Here is a 16,933-nt window from a genome sequence, read left to right on the forward strand (position 1 = left end):
TCCGCATTCAGTCCAGCGCGTCGATGACCCCGCCCGAGCGGCCCGCGTCGATCAGCTTGGTGAGCCAGTTGTGGTCGCCGGGGCGGACATCGGTGATGGTCCAGCGCTGATGATCGTCGTAGTCGGTGCGCCCGTCGTGCCCGGCCTCGACCAGTTCGGTCAGGGTGCCGTCGCGGCGTAGCCGGTCGCGGGCCTCGGTGAGCACCTCGAGGGTGTCGTCGAGGACGTCGAGCAGCGCGGCCGCGTTCGGTTCGCAGATGGCGCGCACCAGGTCCGGCGCGGTGGCCGCGACCCGGGTGCCGTCGCGGAAGGATCCGGCCGCCAGGCCCAGGGCCAGCGGGCCGCCGTTGGTGCCCTCGATGGCCAGCGCCTCGGCCAGCACGTGCGGCAGATGCGAGATGCGGGCGACCGCTCGATCGTGTTCCACCGCCAGCACCGGCACCACCACAGCGCCGCAGTCCAGGGCCAGCCGCGCCACCCGGCGGAACTGGTCGGCCTTGACGCCCGGGTCCACGCTCACCGCCCACGCGGCCTGCTTGAACAGGTCGGGAGACGATGCGGCCCAACCGGATTCATTGGTACCGGCCATCGGGTGGCCGCCCACGTAGTGGTTGGCGAGTTCGTGCTGTTTCACGGCGGCTGCGACCGGAGCCTTGATGCTGATCACATCGGTGAGCACGCAGTCGGGTGCGAAGGTCTTCACATCGGTGAGGACGGCGTCCAGGGCGGTCATCGGCACCCCGATCACGATCAGCGCGTCGCGTTCGGCGGCCCGCTTCAGCACCGCCTCCACATCGCTGATCACGTCGTATCCGTCCAGCCTCGCGGCCTTCGCCCCGACTTCGGAACGGTTGTAGCCGAACGCCTCGTACCCGGCCGCGGCCGCGGCGCGCAGCACCGAACCCCCGATCAGACCGGTACCGAGGACGCAGACAGCTGGTTTGGGAGTGCCCGTCATCGGATCAGATTCGCATACGACTTCAACATTTCCCCCGAAGCGGACTACCGTTGCGCCCATGGCAGCACAGCGCTCGAGCACGAACACTGCGACGTCGGACGAGTTCGACGACGTGGAAGGGTTCGCAGTGGCGGTTGTCCGCGAGGAAGCCAACTGGAAAGTGACCCCTCTGAGCGGGGAATCGTTGACCAGTCTGTCCGCGGCGGAGCATGAATTGCGAGCGCTGCGAAGTTCCGGCGCGGTCTTCGGGCTGCTCGACGTCGACGACGAATTCTTCATCATCCTGCGACCCGGCCCGACCGGCAGTCGCATCCTGCTCTCGGACGCCACCGCCGCCATCGAGTACGACATCGCGGCGGATGTGCTCGAGGAACTCAATATCGAGATCCCCGACATCGATCCCGACGAGCTCGACGACATCGAACCGTGGGAGGAAGGCGACCTCGGCGTCCTGTCCGACCTCGGCCTACCCGAGCCGGTGCTGGCCGTCATCCTCGCGGAGACCGACCTGTACCCCGACGAGCAGCTGGGCATGATCGCGCAGCGGCTCGGTTTCGCCAGCGAGTTCGCCGCGGTCCTGGACAAGCTGCCGCGGTGACCCACCCGGCCCGATGACCGGCGGCCCGTCCATCGGCGGAGCCGGTTCGCGCTCCGACGAGGTGATGATCCGCGCCGCTCTCGCGGCCGCGGCCGACGCCGACCCCCGTGACGTCCCCGTCGGCGCGGTCGTCTTCGGCCCCGACGGTCGCGAACTGGCCCGCGCCGCCAATGCCCGCGAAGCCCTCGGCGACCCGACCGCGCACGCGGAAGTCCTCGCCCTGCGCGCCGCCGCCCGGGTGCTCGGCGACGGTTGGCGACTGGAGGGCGCGACCCTGGCCGTCACCCTCGAACCCTGCACCATGTGCGCGGGCGCCCTCGTCGCGTCCCGCATCGGCAAGCTGGTCTTCGGCGCCTGGGAACCCAAAACCGGTGCGGTCGGCTCACTCTGGGACGTGGTACGTGACCGACGTCTCAACCACCGCCCCCAGGTCCGCGGCGGCATCCTCGAATCCGAGTGCGCCGCAGTCCTCGACGCCTTCTTCCGAACCCACCGCCCCTGACCCCCTCCCCGCCGATTTCGGATTCCGCGGGGTCGTCCGGTAAAGTCACCACCGGTGGCGTGTCCGAGCGGCCTAAGGAGCACGCCTCGAAAGCGTGTGAGGGGTAACCCCCCTCCGAGGGTTCAAATCCCTCCGCCACCGCTGCGCCCCCTACCTGCTAAGCCCAGGTAGGGGGCCTTTTTTATGCGGCGAGAGAGTCGGAATCGGGCTCGGTGACAAGATTCTGACAAGGGTTGTATCTGCGGTCCATCGCGACGGCCACCCGATCTAGGTCGTCATCGAACAAATCCGCGTACGTATTCAGCGTCTCGGCCTTGTCCTTATGGCCGAGCATCCGCGCCAACGCCATGATGTTCGCCCCGGCGGCCACCGCCAACGATGCGCAGGTGTGCCGAAGATCGTGAGGCGTGATCGGCTGCACCTTCGCCCGCTTCACGGCACCAACAAACCAGCCATCCTCGGACTTGGGCCGAGGTAGGTACTCGGTCGGGTCGTCCGGGTGCGGGAACACGAGCGCATCTCCGCGCTTGCCCTTGACGCGTTCCTGTAGTTCACCGAGCACGAAGGCGGGCACGGGAACCCAGCGGATCTCTTTGCCCTTGGTCTCGCCTTCGGCGTGGTCTACGCCGAGTTGCACCGCGTTGTCGGCAACGGTGAGGCGGGCGCGTTTGAAGTCGATGTCTCGCACGCGGAGCGCGATGGCTTCGCCCCAGCGCACACCGCAGTACGCGAGCACGAGGACAAGGGTCCGGTGCTGTTTCGCCTCGGTCGCGAGCCGCTGCACATCGGCCGAGGTGAGGTAGACGTGCCGCTTGCGTTTCTTGTCCGGCAGGTTCGATAGGCCGCGCGCCGGATTCTTCGCCAGCCGCTTCCCTTTTACTGCGGCGTCCAGGATGCCCGCGAGTACGCCATGGGCGCGGATGATGACGGTTGCCCCGTCGCTGGCCTTCTGCCCCTTCTCCTTCTTCTCTGCGGCCTTCGCCTTCGCGGCCAACCGCATGTCTGTAATCCACGCTTCTACGGCCTCGGGCGTGATGTCCGAGAGCTTGACGTTTCCCCAGCGCGGTTGGACGTGGTTCCGCCAGGACGACTCGAGGGGGCGATAGTGGCTGGGCGCGCTGCTGGCCTTCTTGCCTTTCAGCCAGTCGGGTGCGAGGTCCGCGACGACGGCGCGGCCGAGCGCGGGGGCGACGTACTCCCCGGCCATCTTCTTGACCTCGACTGTGTTTGCGTAGGCGTTGGCCTCACCCTTGCGGAGGAAACCGCGTTTGCCGGTGGGTTTGCCGTCCGGCTTGTTGTAGGCGACGCGGTACCTGAGTCCTTTGTCTCCCTTGATTTTCGGATCTGGCTTGACCCAGTACTCATGGACGGATGCCATTACGCCTCACTCGCAACGAGGAGTTCCGCGCGTTCATCCTCGATAAGTGGGCGCGCATGGGGACGCACTTCTTCCCCGCCACCACCGACCGCATCAACGCCGAGCGGCGGAACGTCTTCGCGGTGCACGGGCTCGGATTCGCCGAGGTAGCAGACCCTATTTAGATCGCGGGTACCGAGGGTGTTCGCCATGGCGACGAGCACCGATATTGGGGCCTGTCCGGTCCGTGTTCGGGCCAAAGCCTTCTTGTCTACGCCGAGTAGGGCGGCTAGCTGGCGCTCGCTCTTACACCTGTTCAGGAGCTTGATTGCGTCTAGGACGTCAATCCGAGCCCGGATGGTTTCACTTCTTGCCATGGTCCCAGAATGCCCCATTTTCGAGGCGTTGCCAATCGATTGCTAGACGGTTGTGGTCGGACTCACGATGCCGAGTCTTTCGGCGTCATCCTGTCGGGTGGGGTGCCGATACTGGGTAGGTCCGGTGCCCCAGGGGGTGCGAAGCGAGACGTCTCAGCCAGTGGCAACCGCCACCGAGCGCCCCCACACAAGGAGACCGACCCGTGTCAAACACATTGGTACGCACCATGAGTCCGGCCGAAGTTGCCGAGGCTACCGGCCATCATCGGGACACCGTTTACGCCGCCCTACTGTCCGGTGAGCTGCGCGGCTATCAGCACCGTGCACCGCGCGGCCGGTGGCGGATCTTCCCGGAGGACGTGACGGCCTGGATTCGCGGCGAGGTTGCGAAATGAACGAGATCACCGTGGGCCGGGCGTGGGCGATTGCACCGGGTGGCCCTCTCCGACTTACGAACTCGGCGACAGGACAGGCGAACCAATCGTTTCAAGTGGCCCAGGGTGGGCCAGTGTCCACAATTGTGGAACGTGGCCCGGTATGGCAGATATCCCAGCGATTCGGACTGATCGAACGAAGCACCGAGGACGCCGAGCGGCTGGCGGAGCACCGGAGGGTGAACGCACGCGCCGAACGCGAGCGCGCGGGCCTTCTGGCTGCGGCCACGGTCGGAACCGATAACAAGGTGTACTTGTGCCGCAAGGCGCGAGCGCGCCGCGCCGCCGAGGTTCTCGGCCTGCACCATGAGGGCCTGAGTAGCCGCAAGATCGAAGCCAAGACCGGCGTTCCCCGGCGTACCGTCCGTCGCATCCTCAAGGCCGAGGGGCGACGCCATGACTAAGCCCATGGTCACCATTACCGCGCGAGATGGACACTGGGGCGTCACCTTCGCCGCGTACGACGCCGAACTTGTACAGGCACTCAAGGCGATCATTCCGCACGCCGATCGCAGGTGGGACCGCGACGCCTACGAGTGGGTGATCGCGAAGGGAATTACCAAGCTCGCCAAGGAATTCGAACGTCTCGGCGCAACCGTGGTCCGCACCAAAGAGACGCCACAGGCTGCCCCCGATTGGGGTTCCTGGGGTGGCACCACCGAAGGCAGCGCGCAGTACTGGAAACAGCAGTACGACGCGATGCGGGCCGCGTACCAGCTTCGGGAGCAAGCCGAAGCGTTCCGGCGGGCATCACCCTCGGCTGCGACGCCGGGCGGCGGGTGGGCTGACCAGCTGTATGCCGCTGTCGGTGCCAGCCGAGTCAAGTTGATTCATCGCCTGCTGGCCGACGTCCTGCACCCAGACAAGGCGACCGGAGATACCGGACTCATGCAGGAGTTGAACGCCGCACGGGATAGGCATCGGAAGGCGGCGGCTTGAGCAACTACGAAATCCAGCGGCACGACTCCCCGGCGGCTGGATACACCAAGGCGCGCAACGATCTTTTCCGATCCACGCTCAAACCTCGCGGGCTCAAGGTGCTCTGCTACCTGCTGTCCCATCAGGGCGGACGCGATGGCTTCCGGCCTTCTCAGCGAACCATGGCGAAGGTGCTGGGCATGGACCGCGCGACCGTTGCCCTCGGCATCGCGGACGCGGAACAGGCGGGGTACCTGATTCGGCAATGCGTTCTCGACGTAAACGGGCGATCTGTCAATGCGGTCTGCCATGTGTCGGATCGGCCATTTTCGGGTGAGGACCGGGAGCGGCTCGCAGTGCCTATCCGGGTCCGCAAAGTGGCGGAGAATCTCAGCCACGAGCACACCGAGGGTGGCGGAGAATCTCAGCCAGTCGGCGGGCCGGAGGTGGCGGAGAAAACCAGCCACTACAACCGTAGTGGCGGAGAATCTCGGCCACTTGTGGCGGAGGATCTCGGCCACATAGAAGACCGAGAGAATACTTCTACACCTAGTAGTTGCAATACACCTACAAGTAGCGCGGGCGCGCGCGAGGCTTCCCCTCCGAATTCGGTTCCGGAACTCCGGGCGGAGATCAATACCGTTGCCCGCACCCGTGGCGTACTCCCCGGGCAGCTGAATCGCCTCTGGCGGGACATCTGTCAAGGGGGCATTGGTTGGGAGCGCGACGGCGCGGCTACTGGCGACCAGTTGCGGGAGTTGCTGGCGGCGGTATTGGCCGAAGACCCAGCGCCCCCGCTGGTAGTGCCGGGTGGTACTGGTCGCGGTGGCGGCGGTGGAGTTGATGAACTCCGGGCGGAGATCCGGGCGGTTGCTGCGGATCGTGAAATTTCTGACGACCAGGTGCAGCGGCTTTGGTCGGATGCTGGGCATTGGATGTTGGGCCGGTGGGATGGTTACGACTCCCCTGATAAGCTCCGTGCCCTCCTTGGCGCTGTTAAATGCGCCCAACCTATACGCGAGTAGCCGGAATGGCTGAAAGTCGCCGAGCGTTCTATCTGGAGGGCAAGAAATGGACAGGGAGATATTCCCGGACACCCGCTGTTACGCGTGTCGGCAGGAACTCCAGCCGGGCGAAGAACGACCATGCCCGCGCTCGAAGCGCCTCAACTGCCTGATCCTGGGGTGCCACCACTGCGGCGGTACCAGCTACTACCGGCACGAGGATGGCTGGTCGCTGCATTGCGCCGGGTGCGATTCTTACGCGGGCATGACGCGCGCCTATGTCGAGTCGTTGGAGAAACGCCCGTACATTGCTCGCGGTATTCGATCAACGCCGAAGTCTCGGGCACAAGCCGTCGCTAAGTACGGCGTCCGGGATTCCTAATGCGGCTTAAGGGCGACCCGCGCGAATGGCTGTACGACGACGAGGCGACCAAACTTACCGGCCGGAGCCTTTCCACCTTGTACGCCTGGAAAGCGCGGGAAATCGTAACCAGCGGCCTCTACGAGGGTCGGCGGGTGTGGGAGCGGAAGAGTCTTTTACGGGCGTTGGAGTGGGCTACCGCGAGGCGTGGGGGTGCTCGGCCGGGTAGTGGGCAGCCTCGGTTACTGCATCCGTTGAGAAAGAATCAGGCTGGAGAGGACTGGCTACAATTGTGGTGAGATCGGCGCAAAGGCGCGTCGCAACGAATTCTGAGCAGGGCCGTTACCGAATCGGGTAGCGGCCCTTTCTCATGCCTAAAACACGAGGGAGGTACCCGCTATGGAATTGGACGAACAGCAATCCGCCTTCTACGTGAAGCGCTCGCGTCGGACGCTGCAATGGTGGGCTCAGTGCGGCCACATCCAATATCGGGACACGCCCCGAGGTCGTATGTACAGCACAGACGAGCTTGATCGGGTGGCCGAGGAAATGGAACGACGCTACCGGGACCGGCCGAAGCCCGGAGCGCCGAAGCGGAAGCCAGCGTTAAACCGCCGCTATTACGCCCCTCTGCCGCACGCGGGGTTGAGATGGACTACCGGTGCCGATGGAGACTAGCGCCGTTGGGCCGATGCCGCTGGGCGTGCGCCGAGGCGGTGGGAACAATAAGAGCTTTGTGTACACCGGTACGGCTCGGCGCATGGTTACCTTTACCGGCCTTCGCCAGCTGTGCGACGTGATTAACGACCTTACCGAGGGCTATGAATCGGCCGAGGCGGGAATGTGGTTCGGCCGAAAATGCACGACGGGGTATCTGTTGATGCACGGCAGGCGGACAGACGGATTGCCTTCATTCTCGTCTGTAGTGACACCGGAGCAAGCCGACATTATTGCCCGAGACGGTACCGCCATTCTTGACGTTTACGAAATGAGGCGAATAGGCCGTGACTGATATCTGTGCATCCTGCCCGCATTCGTGCGCCGAGTACGGCGACCGCCTTTGTGTCGAACTGGAGCCCGTGGACTACGGCCACGAGGTGAAAGAGCGCCCGATCATTCCGAACACTTACAGCTGCGCCTACGGGACGATAAACCTTGACAGCGTGGCCGGTATCGAATTCGAGCCGAGTAACCCATGGGCAGGAATAAGCCAATGGTGAACCACACGGAGACGCTAAACGGATGGTTGGCCGAGTGGGAGCGCCTGCGGCAACAGTCCGACCGAATCAGGGCGGAGATTGCCGCGCTTCATCGGCCCCGTAAGCGCCGAAACCCTTTCACCCATACCCGACGTTAGACCTTACCCGGTTAGGCCGGGAGAAACCCATACAGGAGCAAATAGCCATGACCAGCAAGAAGACTAAAATCGTAGACCTTTCCGCCCTCTACCACCTCATGCCGGAAACCCGCCGCGACCGCTTCGGGGCGAGCGATGACCACACCGCTAGCAGCATCCTTACAGCTGTTCACGCATTCGGCATTGACCCCGGCGAAAAGGTTATGTCCGCCCTGGACCACCTTGCGGCAGCGGCCAAAGAAGGAGACGCGCGAATTGCGAAGTACCGGCCACGTGAGCTTTCCGAAGCGGATCTAGACCACCGCGAGGCGACTGCACGACTTCTGGAATACGCAGCGAACAGTGCTGCGTATCCGATCGCATGCAAGGCCCGGAAGAACGCGGTGCATCAGGCGTCCCGGCACGTTTACGCGACCGTTCTTCAGAGCTGCGAGGCATGGATTGAGGCACTGAACGAGACTTACGTTGCCGAGCATGATGCCCTTTACCTGGCAGATGAGAACAACATTGACGAAGCTCCGAGCGTCGCCATGGCCCGTAAAGCCCGACGCGACCTGATCGAGACTCTTTACAACAATCTTCTGGAATACTCGGGCGAAAGCGAAAGCGGCGACCGTGCAACCCTGATCCTTCCATGTCAGGCACTCCTGCGTTATGAACTCACAGTGGAACAATTCGCGCAGCTAGATGATGCGCACCGGACGATCACCGATTTGCCGCGATACATGCGCGCCATCGGGGCCGTTCCTCGACTTCGCACGGGCGGTCTCGGTGCGGCATGTGCAGCCTATGCGGAGCTGGAGCAACGCGCAGTGGCGGCCGGGCTGGTTTATCGTTCACAGGGTGCGGGAACTTCAAAGGGGCGTCCGAGTTGGGTATAAACCAAGGCGCGCCTGAATGTAGTAGTCGGATGAAACCGGCGGAATGGTTGGACCGGTACTTGGCCGAGCATCACGGGAACCAGGAACGGGAACGCCTGATGATCGACGCGCAACGCGCTGGATTCACCGAGGGGCAGATTTCTCGGGCTAAGAAGGTGCTCGGTATTGGGCATGATCGGCTGGGTTATCGGGGCCGGACGATTTGGCATCGGCGAGGGTAGCCCCCCGCCCCCATTTGGTCCAGAAATTCCCGGTTTGTATTGCTGTTTGTACCCCCCTCCCCCTCCTTGCGTGATATCAGGCCCGAATGCCTACGGGCAGGCCGCGCGAAGGGGCAGGAGGGGGAACATGCCGGGGGGTAGGGCCTCGTTTAAAGCCCTGGAATCGCCCACCCGAACGGTGGTAGGAATTCTTTGCGCAAGGCCGGGAGAGTTGCGCACAGACACCCAAACGGGCCATTGCTCGCCTAGTCCGCCGAGCATCCCTCGGTGATGTATCTATTGAAACGATGGCACGGACCGCGATCGGTGCCATCGGACCTACGGAAAGTATGGCTATTGCATGAGTGACGACTTTATGCGTGCTTCAATGCGCGAGACAGATTTAAGACTCGTAGAGTTTTCAGCGAACTTCTTTGGTGATGAGAACTTGAAGAGGGGAGCGGCTATTGCCCGCATCGCCCATGAGACAGGTGTTGCCACCGATGTTGTGGAGGCGTTGGAGGGTGAGAGTGTGGAGGAGATCAGGGATGCTGCTATTGCGGTAGCGAATGGTGCAGCGGGTTCCGGGGATGGGGGGCCGCGTGCACCCCTCCCCGATATGGGGCAGGGGGTGACGGGGGCTCAGGCTGGCCCACGGGCGGACCCTGCTGCACGGTTCTCGGATGTGCTCCGAGATGGGTTCTGGGAGCGGTAGTTGCTTTGCGCCCCGTTCATGCCTTCGGGTGTGGGCGGGGCGCCATTCGTGTATCTGGGCGTTAGTGGCGTTCTGCCCCTTGGGGTTTGGGCAGGTGGGACCGAAAGGTATTGCGGCACAAGGGAAGCGGTCCAGCCGGCAAACCGCGGTCCTACCTCTGACCTGGGGATTTGCCGTTACTCCGCTATCACGTAGGCCCTGGCGAACCAGTGTCCAATCCATGCTTGGTGCAGGTGCCCCGCTATCGCCCGGTCGCCCTGCACTGCCATCGTGGCGTGCACGTGGGGTTTCCCGTCGCGTATCTCCCCGGTGCCGTGCATCTCGGCGGGCATTTGGTAGCTGGTCACGATGTCTTCGGCGGCGTCGTGCACGGGCATGGTGGAGATGGTGAAGGTGTCGGCGGCACCGATGAGGGCGACTATGGCGGCGTTGGTGATGCCGAGGGCTGCGGCTTGCTCGGTGATCTCGGCGAGGAGTTCGCCGTCCTTGATCTCGATAACGTGCATGGTCGGCAGGCTACTGAGTCATTTGACTCGGTAGAGGTCTTCTGGGGTCTACAGCGCACTGAATGCCTACAAGGCTCTCAGTCGGCCCGGCCGAGTTGCGGGCGTGCTTCATCTGTAACAACAGGTCAACGGTCGCGGTCTTCTCGGGTCTACAAGTCGGTCTGTCCGAGTTGCGGGCTGAGTCTCGCCAGCATCGTTGCCGCGCACCACCTTGCCCCGGCATCGTTTGGGTTCAATGCTTCGGCGGAAAGCCTTTGTGCCACAAGCATTGGCGAAGGCATAAGGGTGGGTGTGGTCATGTACTGGCGGGCTAGCTCGTGGTCGATACCGCACACCCGCGCCACCACGGCGGTTAGATACCGGTCCTGTACTGACTGATCGCGCCGCAGGACTGACACTACGTGCCCGGCCGGTGCCTGCCCTGGGAGCTTCGCCAGGATTCCGGCGGCATTCACGCGCACGACTGAGGAATTTTCCTCACTTGCCCAACGTGCGAGCTTCCGCACCGTAGCGCCGTCCAGCTGCGCAGCTAACGCGTGATCAACCGCGTGAGAGGTTTGGACAGTGGCCAGCGGGTTCGGGTCGCCTCCGGCGAGACTGGCCGTAAGTTCGCCGAGTAACACCGCGTTGGACGCGGCAAGCACTGTCGCCGTAAGGAAGTTCCGCCGGTTCACGTCTTGATCATCACCCAGGCCGACACCAAGCGCTCGCTCATACGCAGCAACAACGTCGGCGGTGACGGCACGCTTCCCGGTCTCCACTAAACCGAGGTAGGGCTTGCTGTACTGGCAACGGGCAGAGAGCTTCCCGAGCCCGATGCCTGCCGCAAGTCGGACTTCCCGAAGCTCTGGCCCCGTGATCATTCATCCCCTGAAAGTGAAGACGCTTGAAGACTCCCGCGCTCGTCTTTGCCGGTTGACCCTAGTTGTAAGCATCCCCGTTCGGGGGCGGTTCAACATAGACATTGCATAGGGGTAAGGGCCATGACAGCGAACAGTAAGGGCCACCCGCGAAGGCTGGGGAGCATCTCCCACCACACCGGGGAGGACTAAGCGATGTTGCTTCGACACCAGACGGTCACGGAATCCATCTACCGCACTGAGACGGTCACGGGGGCGCAGGCCACGTGGCGGGTTGTGAAAAATGAACTGTCCGTGATGTTTATCCGCATCCCGGATAACCCGGACCCGGCGTATCGGCTGTATGCGCCTGCTCTGCGGGAGGCGATGCCGAACGAGGATGCGGGGACGATCTTCTTCGATTCGGAGGCTTATCCGGCGTTGGCGAAGGCCCGGAAGTGGTTGCCGGAGTACGCGCATTTGTGGGATGAGGTGGCGGCGGAGTTCCGGGAGGTGCTTGCGAAGCCTCGGACGAAGGCGGGCGGCTGTGTTGAGGGCAGGATGGGAGAGGTTTGGTTATCGCAGTGAGGTAGCGAAGGGCGGCAGCTGTGGGCCTCCTGCCCATGGTTGCCCATGCCCATACGGCTAACCGTCGCGCCTGCTCCGGGGGTCTTCGCGCCGCGTACGCGCCGAGGCCCAAGCATCTAACTCTTCGGGCTCTATCAGCCATTGCCCGCCTGCCTTGGTTGCTGGCAGCGCTCCGGCGGCGATGGCGTTTCGAATCGTGTTGTCGTGGAGGTTCGCGCGGGCGGCGGCCTGCGGAATAGTAAGCATCACGCCGAACCTGTGCGCTCGGCCCCGGCGGGGCGGTATTGGAAGATCGCGTCAAGGCTGGTCGCGCCCATCGCGTCCATGATCCGAACAAGCACGTCCATGCTGATCGGTTGCCCGGCCCGCCATCGGGAAATGGTGGTGCGGTGCACGCCGAGGAGTTCGGCTAGTTCGCCATCGGTCTTGAACCCGCGTAAGCGTTTGATGCCCTCTATGGAGCTGGTGGGCAGTGTGACGATGCCGGGGGTGGTCATGTTCTCGGAGGGTAGCGATTTCGGGGAGGCCATAGCGCGCTAGGAACGGCGGGCGTTGTTGGTCTTGGTGCTTGCTTGCGCTACGCCGAGGGCGGTAGGTCTGATCATGTCGCGGGCCTTTCTTGTCGCGTACGGTTGGTGGGCGCTTAGATGCTGGTCGGGGGCTCGGTGGTGACAAGATCCTGACAAGGATTCCCGCATGAGCACCCAGAACGGCACCGGAAGAGACGGGACTCTAACCGTGGACTACCAGGCGGTTTGGACAATAACCCCTGGTCATGGTAGCCCGACGATAAGGGTTCAAATCCCTCCGCCACCGCTGAGAAGCCCCTCACCTGTGAACGCAGGTGAGGGGCTTTTTTCTTGGTTAGGCTCTGCGCATGCGGGATCCGGTGGCTGCGACTCGGTGGAGTGCGTGGCGGCAAGAGGTGTTCGGCGACCCCTACCTGGTGTGGCACGAGGGGGCCGACTTCGGCGAGCTGATCACGCTCGCTCGCGCCGACTCGACGGCGGTCGCCGAGATGCTGGCGGTGGGGCTCACGGTCGAGGATCCGCTCGCGGCGGATTCGATTCGCGCGCTGAATGATTCGGGGATCACGCTGCCGAAGGTGGAAGCGCTGCTGCGCGACGTCGTCGTGACACCCGCCGACCCGGCGTTCCTGCTCGCGGTCGCGCACGCGCTCTACGCCTCGACGGGCGAGGACGTCTGGGTGGGTACCACGATCGGGATTCTCGCCGCAGCACCGTTCTGGAGCACGCGGATGGATGCGGCGCGAGCGCTGGCGCACTTCCGGCCGACCACTGCGGTGGTCAGCGCATTGGCGGCGGCAATGTCGGATCCCGAGTACCTGGTCCGCTATCACGCCGCCAATACCCTTATCGCCCTGGCATTTCCGTCCGGCGACCGTCCTGAATTCCCGAGCGGGCTGCAGTCGGATGCGGGTCCGGAGGTCTGGGTGGACGCCGCCGACGCACTGACATCGATCTGCGTTCAGGCCCTGCGCGAGCACAGGCGGGATTCTTAACCCGCATCCAGTTTTTGAGTGACGGTAGGAAAAGAACTGCCCCCCAACCGAATTCGGTTGGGAGGCAGTGTCGTGCGAGCCGAATCAGCCGACAGACGCGGGTTCCTTGTCGTCGGCGGGGGCCGAGGACTGCTTGAGGGCGGTGAGCTTGCTGCCCTCGACGTCGATGTCGGGGAGGACGCGGTCCAGCCACTTGGGCAGCCACCAGGCCCACGGGCCGAGCAGGGCCAGCAGGGACGGGATCACGATCATGCGGACGATGAAGGCGTCGAAGAAGACGCCGGCCGCCATGGCGAAGCCCATGGACTTGGCAACCACGTTGTCCTGCAGCATGAACGCGCTGAACACCGAGATCATGATGATGGCGGCGGAGGTCACGACGCGGGCGCCGTGGTGGTAGCCGCTGATCATGGCGTCCTTTGCGGACTTGCCGTGCACGTATTCCTCACGCATTCGCGTCACCAGGAACACCTGGTAGTCCATCGCGAGACCGAATACCAAGCCGATCAACATGATTGGCAGGAAGCTGACCAGCGGATGCGCTTCGACCAGGCCGAAGTGGCCCTGCTGGAAGATCAGCACCGTCGCGCCGAAGGTGGCCGCCATGGACAGCAGAAAGCCCAACGCGGCGGTCAGCGGCACCAGGATCGAGCGGAATACCAAGAGCAGCAGGATGAATGCGGCTCCGGCCACGATCGCCAGGTACGGGATGATCTTGTCCAGTAGTGCCTGGGAGACGTCGGTGTAGATGGCCGTGGTGCCGGTGATCCCGTACTCCATGCCGTACTTGCTCTGGAAATCCGATTCCGCCTTGCGGGCGTTCTCGACCAGATCCTTGGTCACCTTGTTGTTCGGCCCGGACTTGGGGACGCCCGTGAACAGCGCCGCCTCCTTGTCCTGACTGGTCTGCGTGGCGGTCAGGTAGTCCATGCCCGGATAGGTGGCCACCCGTGAACGCAGCGCGTCGACGGCCTCGGTGCGCTGGGCGTCCGGCGTCTTGCTCAGGTCGACGGCGAACATCAGGGTGCCGTTGGAGCCCTCGCCGAAGCCCGCGGTCTGCAGGTCGTAGGCCTTGCGGATGGTCTGGTCCTTGGGCATCGAATCGCCGCCGGGCAGACCGAGCTGCATGTTGATGGCGGGCGCGGCCAGCAGGCCCAGCAGCACCACCGACACGGCCAGCGTCAGCGCCGGAGCCTTGCCGATGAAGCGGGCGACCCGCATGCCGTTGGTGACGGAGTCGTCGTCCTCGGGATTGTGCTTGGCGACCAGCGGCAGCTTCGGCTTGAACAGGAAGCGGCCGAACGCGCCCATCAGGGCGGGCATCAGGGTGACGGCCACCAGCACCGCCATCGCGGCCGAGACCGCGCCGAAGATGCCCATGTAGGTGAGGAAGCTGACGCCGACGAAGGTCAGACCGGCCAGCGCGATGATGACCGTCAGACCGGCGAAGATGACCGCCGAACCGGCGGTGCCGACCGCGGTGCCCGCGGCCTCTTCCGGCGAACCCGATACGGCCAGTTCATGTTTGTAGCGCGAGACGATGAACATGGCGTAGTCGATGCTCAACGCCAGGCCGATCATGGACGCCAGGATCGGCGTGAAGGTCGGCACGGTCAGCCAGTGGGTGCCGAACAGGATGATCGAGGTCGCGGTGCCCACGCCGACGAGCGCGGTGAAGATCGGCACGAAGGCCGCCACGATCGCGCCGAACGCGACCACCATGACCACGAGTGCGACCGCGATGCCGATCAGTTCGGAGGCGCCCGAGGAGCCGCCCGGATCCTGCGCGATCGAACCCGACAGCTCGACCTGCAGCCCGGCCGCGCGCGCGTCGGCGCCCACGTCGTAGGCCTTGTCCCGGTCCGCCTTGGTGATGTCGGAGAACTTGGCGATGTCGAACTTGGCCTTGATGGTGGCCACCGAGTCGGGCTCGGTCTTGTTGAGCACGTTCAGCGGGGCGGCCGAGCAGGTCGCCGCGAAGTTCGGGTCGGCGCGATTGCCGTTGAGGCAATCGATGCCGGAGCGCTCGCCGACCTTCTTGGTGAGGTCGATCGGGTTCACCGGCGGCGTCGCCTTGTTGACGATGTCCAGTTCACCCAGCTTGGTCACGAAGGCTTGCAGCGCAGCCGCGTTCGCGGGATCGGTGAGCTTCTGGCCCGCCGGTGCCGCGACGACGTAGGTGGCGCTCACGGCGTCCGCGCTGAAGTCGGCGGAGGCGCCGGGGAAGTGCTTGTCGAGAATCTCCGTGGCCCGCGCCGAAGGCAGGCCGGGCATGTCGAAGCTGTCCTGGAACGGTTTGGACAGGGAGCCGCCGAGGCCGCCGATGACGATCAGCGCGGCGACCCACGCCGTGATGACGATCCATTTTCGGCGGAAGGCGAACTTTCCCCACCGATAGAGGTATACGGACACAGGGGTTCTCCTGGGCGCTGGTGTGGGCGAGCAAACGGGTGAGCTGGCGCGTAGACAGCACTGTCGCGGCAGCCGTACGGCTCCCCGCCTCCACGAAAACTGAATTCTGCCTACCGTGCGGTAGGTAGACTACCGAGGGGATAACCGGAGGAACAACCTCGACTCTAGGTGGTGTTGATCGCATCTCGAGAGATGGTGAGAGGATGAGAGCATGCGTGGCCAAGCCGTTACCGGAACCGTTGTCGCAGCTAGAAGCACTAAGGATGCGATCCGGGACGCCGCTCTTCAGTTGTTTTCAACCAAAGGATTCGAGCAGAGCAGCCTGCGTGAGGTAGCCGATGCGGTGGGAATCACAAAAGCATCGCTCTACTATCACTATGCCTCGAAGGTCGATCTTCTGGTAGCCATCATCGAGCCGATGTTCGACGAACTCCGCGATCAGGTGGAAAGTCTCGATGACATCGCCCACACTCCGGACAATGTCCGCGACGTCCTCACCAGGCAATTGCGCTCCACCATCCAGAATCGGTCGGTGGGCGTGTTGTGCATGCGGGACACCGTCGCCATCGTCAACGCACTCGGGAATCGTTATCCCGACATGATCGAATTGCATCACCGCATGTGCCGCTGGATCGCCGGTCCCGGCGCGGACGACGGCATGCTGCTGCGTGCGGCCGCGACCATGCAGGTGATGAGCACCGCGCTGATGTCGCAGGAGATCACTCCGGACGCCGCCGTGGAGGATGTCGAGCGCATCTTGTTGAATACCGCGCTGACGGTGCTGAATCCGGCGTAATAGGGTGGATCCTCACCACCGAACCAGATCAGGAGTCACCAGTGCACATCACCGCGAAGGTCGACTACGCGGTGCGCACGCTCGTCGAAATCGCGAAGGCGCAACCGGATTCGGTGAAAGCCGATGCCATTGTCGCCGCCCAGGACATTCCGCCGAAGGTGTTGGAATCGGTGGTGGCGGATCTGCGCAGGGGCGGATTGGTGACCAGTCGCCGCGGCCCGGACGGCGGTTATCGGCTGGCCCGGACCGCCGCCGAAATCAGCATCGCCGATGTGATTCGCGTGGTGGAGGGTCCGCTGGCGTCGGTGCGCGGCCTGCGGCCCGAGGACGTCAGTTACGCGGGCGCCGCCGAGCCGTTGCAGCGGGTGTGGATCGGCCTGCGGGTGAACATCCGTTCAGTGTTGGAGCGGGTGACCGTCGCCGACATAGCTCATGATTTGCTGCCGTCCTTCTTGGATGAGCTGGTACATGATCCGAACGCGTGGACCAGGCGGCCCAGGCCTGCGGTCGGATTGGTTGCCCATGAATGGCTGGATCTCGATCAGCCGGACATTTAGGATCACGACACCGAAAAACCTGGCGGCACGCGTCAGCTGATGGCGGTAGCC

Annotated in this window: 19 protein-coding genes and 1 tRNA gene; 13 read left to right on the plus strand and 7 right to left on the minus strand. The window is 64.0% G+C overall.

The annotated features are described in order from the left end of the window. Window positions 1-7: 7 nt before the first annotated feature. The gene (locus OG300_RS33065) at window positions 8-958 is read right to left on the minus strand and encodes a prephenate dehydrogenase (RefSeq protein WP_405487812.1); all 951 of its coding nucleotides are present in this window, start codon (window positions 956-958) and stop codon (window positions 8-10) included. A 58-nt stretch (window positions 959-1,016) separates the two neighbouring features. On the opposite strand from OG300_RS33065, the gene OG300_RS33070 reads away from it, so the two are divergent. The 3 genes from OG300_RS33070 (at window position 1,017) to OG300_RS33080 (ending at window position 2,199) form a co-directional block, all read left to right on the plus strand. Next, window positions 1,017-1,556 (plus strand): tRNA adenosine deaminase-associated protein, encoded by a 540-nt coding sequence (locus OG300_RS33070; protein ID WP_405487814.1) that lies wholly within the window; start codon window positions 1,017-1,019, stop codon window positions 1,554-1,556. 13 nt (window positions 1,557-1,569) lie between these two features. After that, window positions 1,570-2,058 (plus strand): nucleoside deaminase, encoded by a 489-nt coding sequence (locus OG300_RS33075; protein WP_405487816.1) that lies wholly within the window; start codon window positions 1,570-1,572, stop codon window positions 2,056-2,058. 53 nt (window positions 2,059-2,111) lie between these two features. Beyond that, window positions 2,112-2,199 (plus strand) — tRNA-Ser (locus OG300_RS33080). Window positions 2,200-2,239: 40 nt separating this feature from the next. Here the strand turns inward: OG300_RS33080 and OG300_RS33085 are convergent. After that, window positions 2,240-3,436 carry a tyrosine-type recombinase/integrase gene (locus OG300_RS33085; RefSeq protein ID WP_405487818.1) on the minus strand — a complete coding sequence of 399 codons (1,197 nt, stop codon included), beginning with the start codon at window positions 3,434-3,436 and terminating at the stop codon, window positions 2,240-2,242. Here OG300_RS33085 and OG300_RS33090 point away from each other — a divergent pair. From OG300_RS33090 to OG300_RS33115, 6 genes are all read left to right on the plus strand, one after another. Continuing rightward, on the plus strand, window positions 3,430-3,600 hold the full coding sequence (locus OG300_RS33090; RefSeq protein ID WP_405487820.1) for a hypothetical protein: 171 nt from the start codon (window positions 3,430-3,432) through the stop codon (window positions 3,598-3,600). The genes OG300_RS33085 and OG300_RS33090 overlap by 7 nt on opposite strands. Window positions 3,601-3,995: 395 nt before the next feature. Continuing rightward, the gene (locus OG300_RS33095; protein WP_405487822.1) at window positions 3,996-4,187 is read left to right on the plus strand and encodes a helix-turn-helix domain-containing protein; all 192 of its coding nucleotides are present in this window, start codon (window positions 3,996-3,998) and stop codon (window positions 4,185-4,187) included. A gap of 113 nt (window positions 4,188-4,300) precedes the next feature. After that, window positions 4,301-4,630 (plus strand): hypothetical protein, encoded by a 330-nt coding sequence (locus OG300_RS33100; protein WP_405487824.1) that lies wholly within the window; start codon window positions 4,301-4,303, stop codon window positions 4,628-4,630. Continuing rightward, on the plus strand, window positions 4,623-5,165 hold the full coding sequence (locus OG300_RS33105; protein ID WP_405487826.1) for a hypothetical protein: 543 nt from the start codon (window positions 4,623-4,625) through the stop codon (window positions 5,163-5,165). Before OG300_RS33100 ends, OG300_RS33105 begins: the two co-directional genes overlap by 8 nt. Beyond that, window positions 5,162-6,169: a helix-turn-helix domain-containing protein gene (locus tag OG300_RS33110; RefSeq protein ID WP_405487828.1), complete on the plus strand. Its 1,008-nt coding sequence runs from the start codon at window positions 5,162-5,164 to the stop codon at window positions 6,167-6,169. The genes OG300_RS33105 and OG300_RS33110 overlap by 4 nt, the downstream gene beginning before the upstream one ends. Window positions 6,170-7,913: 1,744 nt before the next feature. Beyond that, the gene (locus tag OG300_RS33115; protein ID WP_405487830.1) at window positions 7,914-8,747 is read left to right on the plus strand and encodes a hypothetical protein; all 834 of its coding nucleotides are present in this window, start codon (window positions 7,914-7,916) and stop codon (window positions 8,745-8,747) included. 1,091 nt (window positions 8,748-9,838) lie between these two features. Here OG300_RS33115 and OG300_RS33120 read toward each other — a convergent pair. Both OG300_RS33120 and OG300_RS33125 read right to left on the minus strand, forming a co-directional pair. Next, window positions 9,839-10,168, minus strand: a complete 330-nt coding sequence (locus OG300_RS33120) for a PCC domain-containing protein (protein ID WP_405487832.1) — start codon at window positions 10,166-10,168, stop codon at window positions 9,839-9,841. A gap of 149 nt (window positions 10,169-10,317) precedes the next feature. Further along, window positions 10,318-11,031: a helix-turn-helix domain-containing protein gene (locus OG300_RS33125; RefSeq protein ID WP_405487834.1), complete on the minus strand. Its 714-nt coding sequence runs from the start codon at window positions 11,029-11,031 to the stop codon at window positions 10,318-10,320. Window positions 11,032-11,223: 192 nt separating this feature from the next. On the opposite strand from OG300_RS33125, the gene OG300_RS33130 reads away from it, so the two are divergent. After that, the gene (locus tag OG300_RS33130; RefSeq protein ID WP_405487836.1) at window positions 11,224-11,595 is read left to right on the plus strand and encodes a hypothetical protein; all 372 of its coding nucleotides are present in this window, start codon (window positions 11,224-11,226) and stop codon (window positions 11,593-11,595) included. Between the two features lie 57 nt (window positions 11,596-11,652). Here OG300_RS33130 and OG300_RS33135 read toward each other — a convergent pair whose 3' ends face one another. Next, window positions 11,653-11,841: a helix-turn-helix domain-containing protein gene (locus tag OG300_RS33135; RefSeq protein ID WP_405487838.1), complete on the minus strand. Its 189-nt coding sequence runs from the start codon at window positions 11,839-11,841 to the stop codon at window positions 11,653-11,655. Further along, window positions 11,841-12,092 carry a helix-turn-helix transcriptional regulator gene (locus tag OG300_RS33140; RefSeq protein ID WP_405487840.1) on the minus strand — a complete coding sequence of 84 codons (252 nt, stop codon included), beginning with the start codon at window positions 12,090-12,092 and terminating at the stop codon, window positions 11,841-11,843. The genes OG300_RS33135 and OG300_RS33140 overlap by 1 nt, the downstream gene beginning before the upstream one ends. Before the next feature lie 380 nt (window positions 12,093-12,472). On the opposite strand from OG300_RS33140, the gene OG300_RS33145 reads away from it, so the two are divergent. Further along, a complete protein-coding gene (locus OG300_RS33145) occupies window positions 12,473-13,117 on the plus strand; it encodes a HEAT repeat domain-containing protein (protein ID WP_405487842.1) in 645 nt (214 codons plus the stop codon). 84 nt (window positions 13,118-13,201) lie between these two features. Here OG300_RS33145 and OG300_RS33150 read toward each other — a convergent pair whose 3' ends face one another. Further along, window positions 13,202-15,529, minus strand: coding sequence for an MMPL family transporter (locus OG300_RS33150; RefSeq protein WP_405487844.1), 2,328 nt, complete (start codon window positions 15,527-15,529; stop codon window positions 13,202-13,204). A gap of 211 nt (window positions 15,530-15,740) precedes the next feature. Here OG300_RS33150 and OG300_RS33155 point away from each other — a divergent pair, with 211 nt between their 5' ends. Both OG300_RS33155 and OG300_RS33160 read left to right on the plus strand, forming a co-directional pair. Further along, window positions 15,741-16,325: a TetR/AcrR family transcriptional regulator gene (locus OG300_RS33155; RefSeq protein WP_405487846.1), complete on the plus strand. Its 585-nt coding sequence runs from the start codon at window positions 15,741-15,743 to the stop codon at window positions 16,323-16,325. Window positions 16,326-16,366: 41 nt separating this feature from the next. Continuing rightward, window positions 16,367-16,882 (plus strand): RrF2 family transcriptional regulator, encoded by a 516-nt coding sequence (locus OG300_RS33160; protein WP_405487848.1) that lies wholly within the window; start codon window positions 16,367-16,369, stop codon window positions 16,880-16,882. Window positions 16,883-16,933: the final 51 nt, after the last annotated feature.

It is taken from the genome of Nocardia sp. NBC_00511 (genome assembly GCF_045161165.1).
Classification (GTDB): Bacteria; Actinomycetota; Actinomycetes; order Mycobacteriales; family Mycobacteriaceae; genus Nocardia.

Excerpts from the sequence above, each read along its gene's own strand:
- OG300_RS33065 (WP_405487812.1), bottom strand. The coding sequence starts at position 958 with ATGACGGGCACTCCCAAACCAGCTGTCTGCGTCCTCGGTACCGGTCTG.
- OG300_RS33070 (WP_405487814.1), top strand. The coding sequence starts at position 1,017 with ATGGCAGCACAGCGCTCGAGCACGAACACTGCGACGTCGGACGAGTTC.
- OG300_RS33075 (WP_405487816.1), top strand. The coding sequence starts at position 1,570 with ATGACCGGCGGCCCGTCCATCGGCGGAGCCGGTTCGCGCTCCGACGAG.
- OG300_RS33090 (WP_405487820.1), top strand. The coding sequence starts at position 3,430 with ATGCCATTACGCCTCACTCGCAACGAGGAGTTCCGCGCGTTCATCCTC.
- OG300_RS33085 (WP_405487818.1), bottom strand. The coding sequence starts at position 3,436 with ATGGCATCCGTCCATGAGTACTGGGTCAAGCCAGATCCGAAAATCAAG.
- OG300_RS33105 (WP_405487826.1), top strand. The coding sequence starts at position 4,623 with ATGACTAAGCCCATGGTCACCATTACCGCGCGAGATGGACACTGGGGC.
- OG300_RS33115 (WP_405487830.1), top strand. The coding sequence starts at position 7,914 with ATGACCAGCAAGAAGACTAAAATCGTAGACCTTTCCGCCCTCTACCAC.
- OG300_RS33120 (WP_405487832.1), bottom strand. The coding sequence starts at position 10,168 with ATGCACGTTATCGAGATCAAGGACGGCGAACTCCTCGCCGAGATCACC.
- OG300_RS33125 (WP_405487834.1), bottom strand. The coding sequence starts at position 11,031 with ATGATCACGGGGCCAGAGCTTCGGGAAGTCCGACTTGCGGCAGGCATC.
- OG300_RS33130 (WP_405487836.1), top strand. The coding sequence starts at position 11,224 with ATGTTGCTTCGACACCAGACGGTCACGGAATCCATCTACCGCACTGAG.
- OG300_RS33135 (WP_405487838.1), bottom strand. The coding sequence starts at position 11,841 with ATGCTTACTATTCCGCAGGCCGCCGCCCGCGCGAACCTCCACGACAAC.
- OG300_RS33140 (WP_405487840.1), bottom strand. The coding sequence starts at position 12,092 with ATGACCACCCCCGGCATCGTCACACTGCCCACCAGCTCCATAGAGGGC.
- OG300_RS33145 (WP_405487842.1), top strand. The coding sequence starts at position 12,473 with ATGCGGGATCCGGTGGCTGCGACTCGGTGGAGTGCGTGGCGGCAAGAG.
- OG300_RS33155 (WP_405487846.1), top strand. The coding sequence starts at position 15,741 with ATGCGTGGCCAAGCCGTTACCGGAACCGTTGTCGCAGCTAGAAGCACT.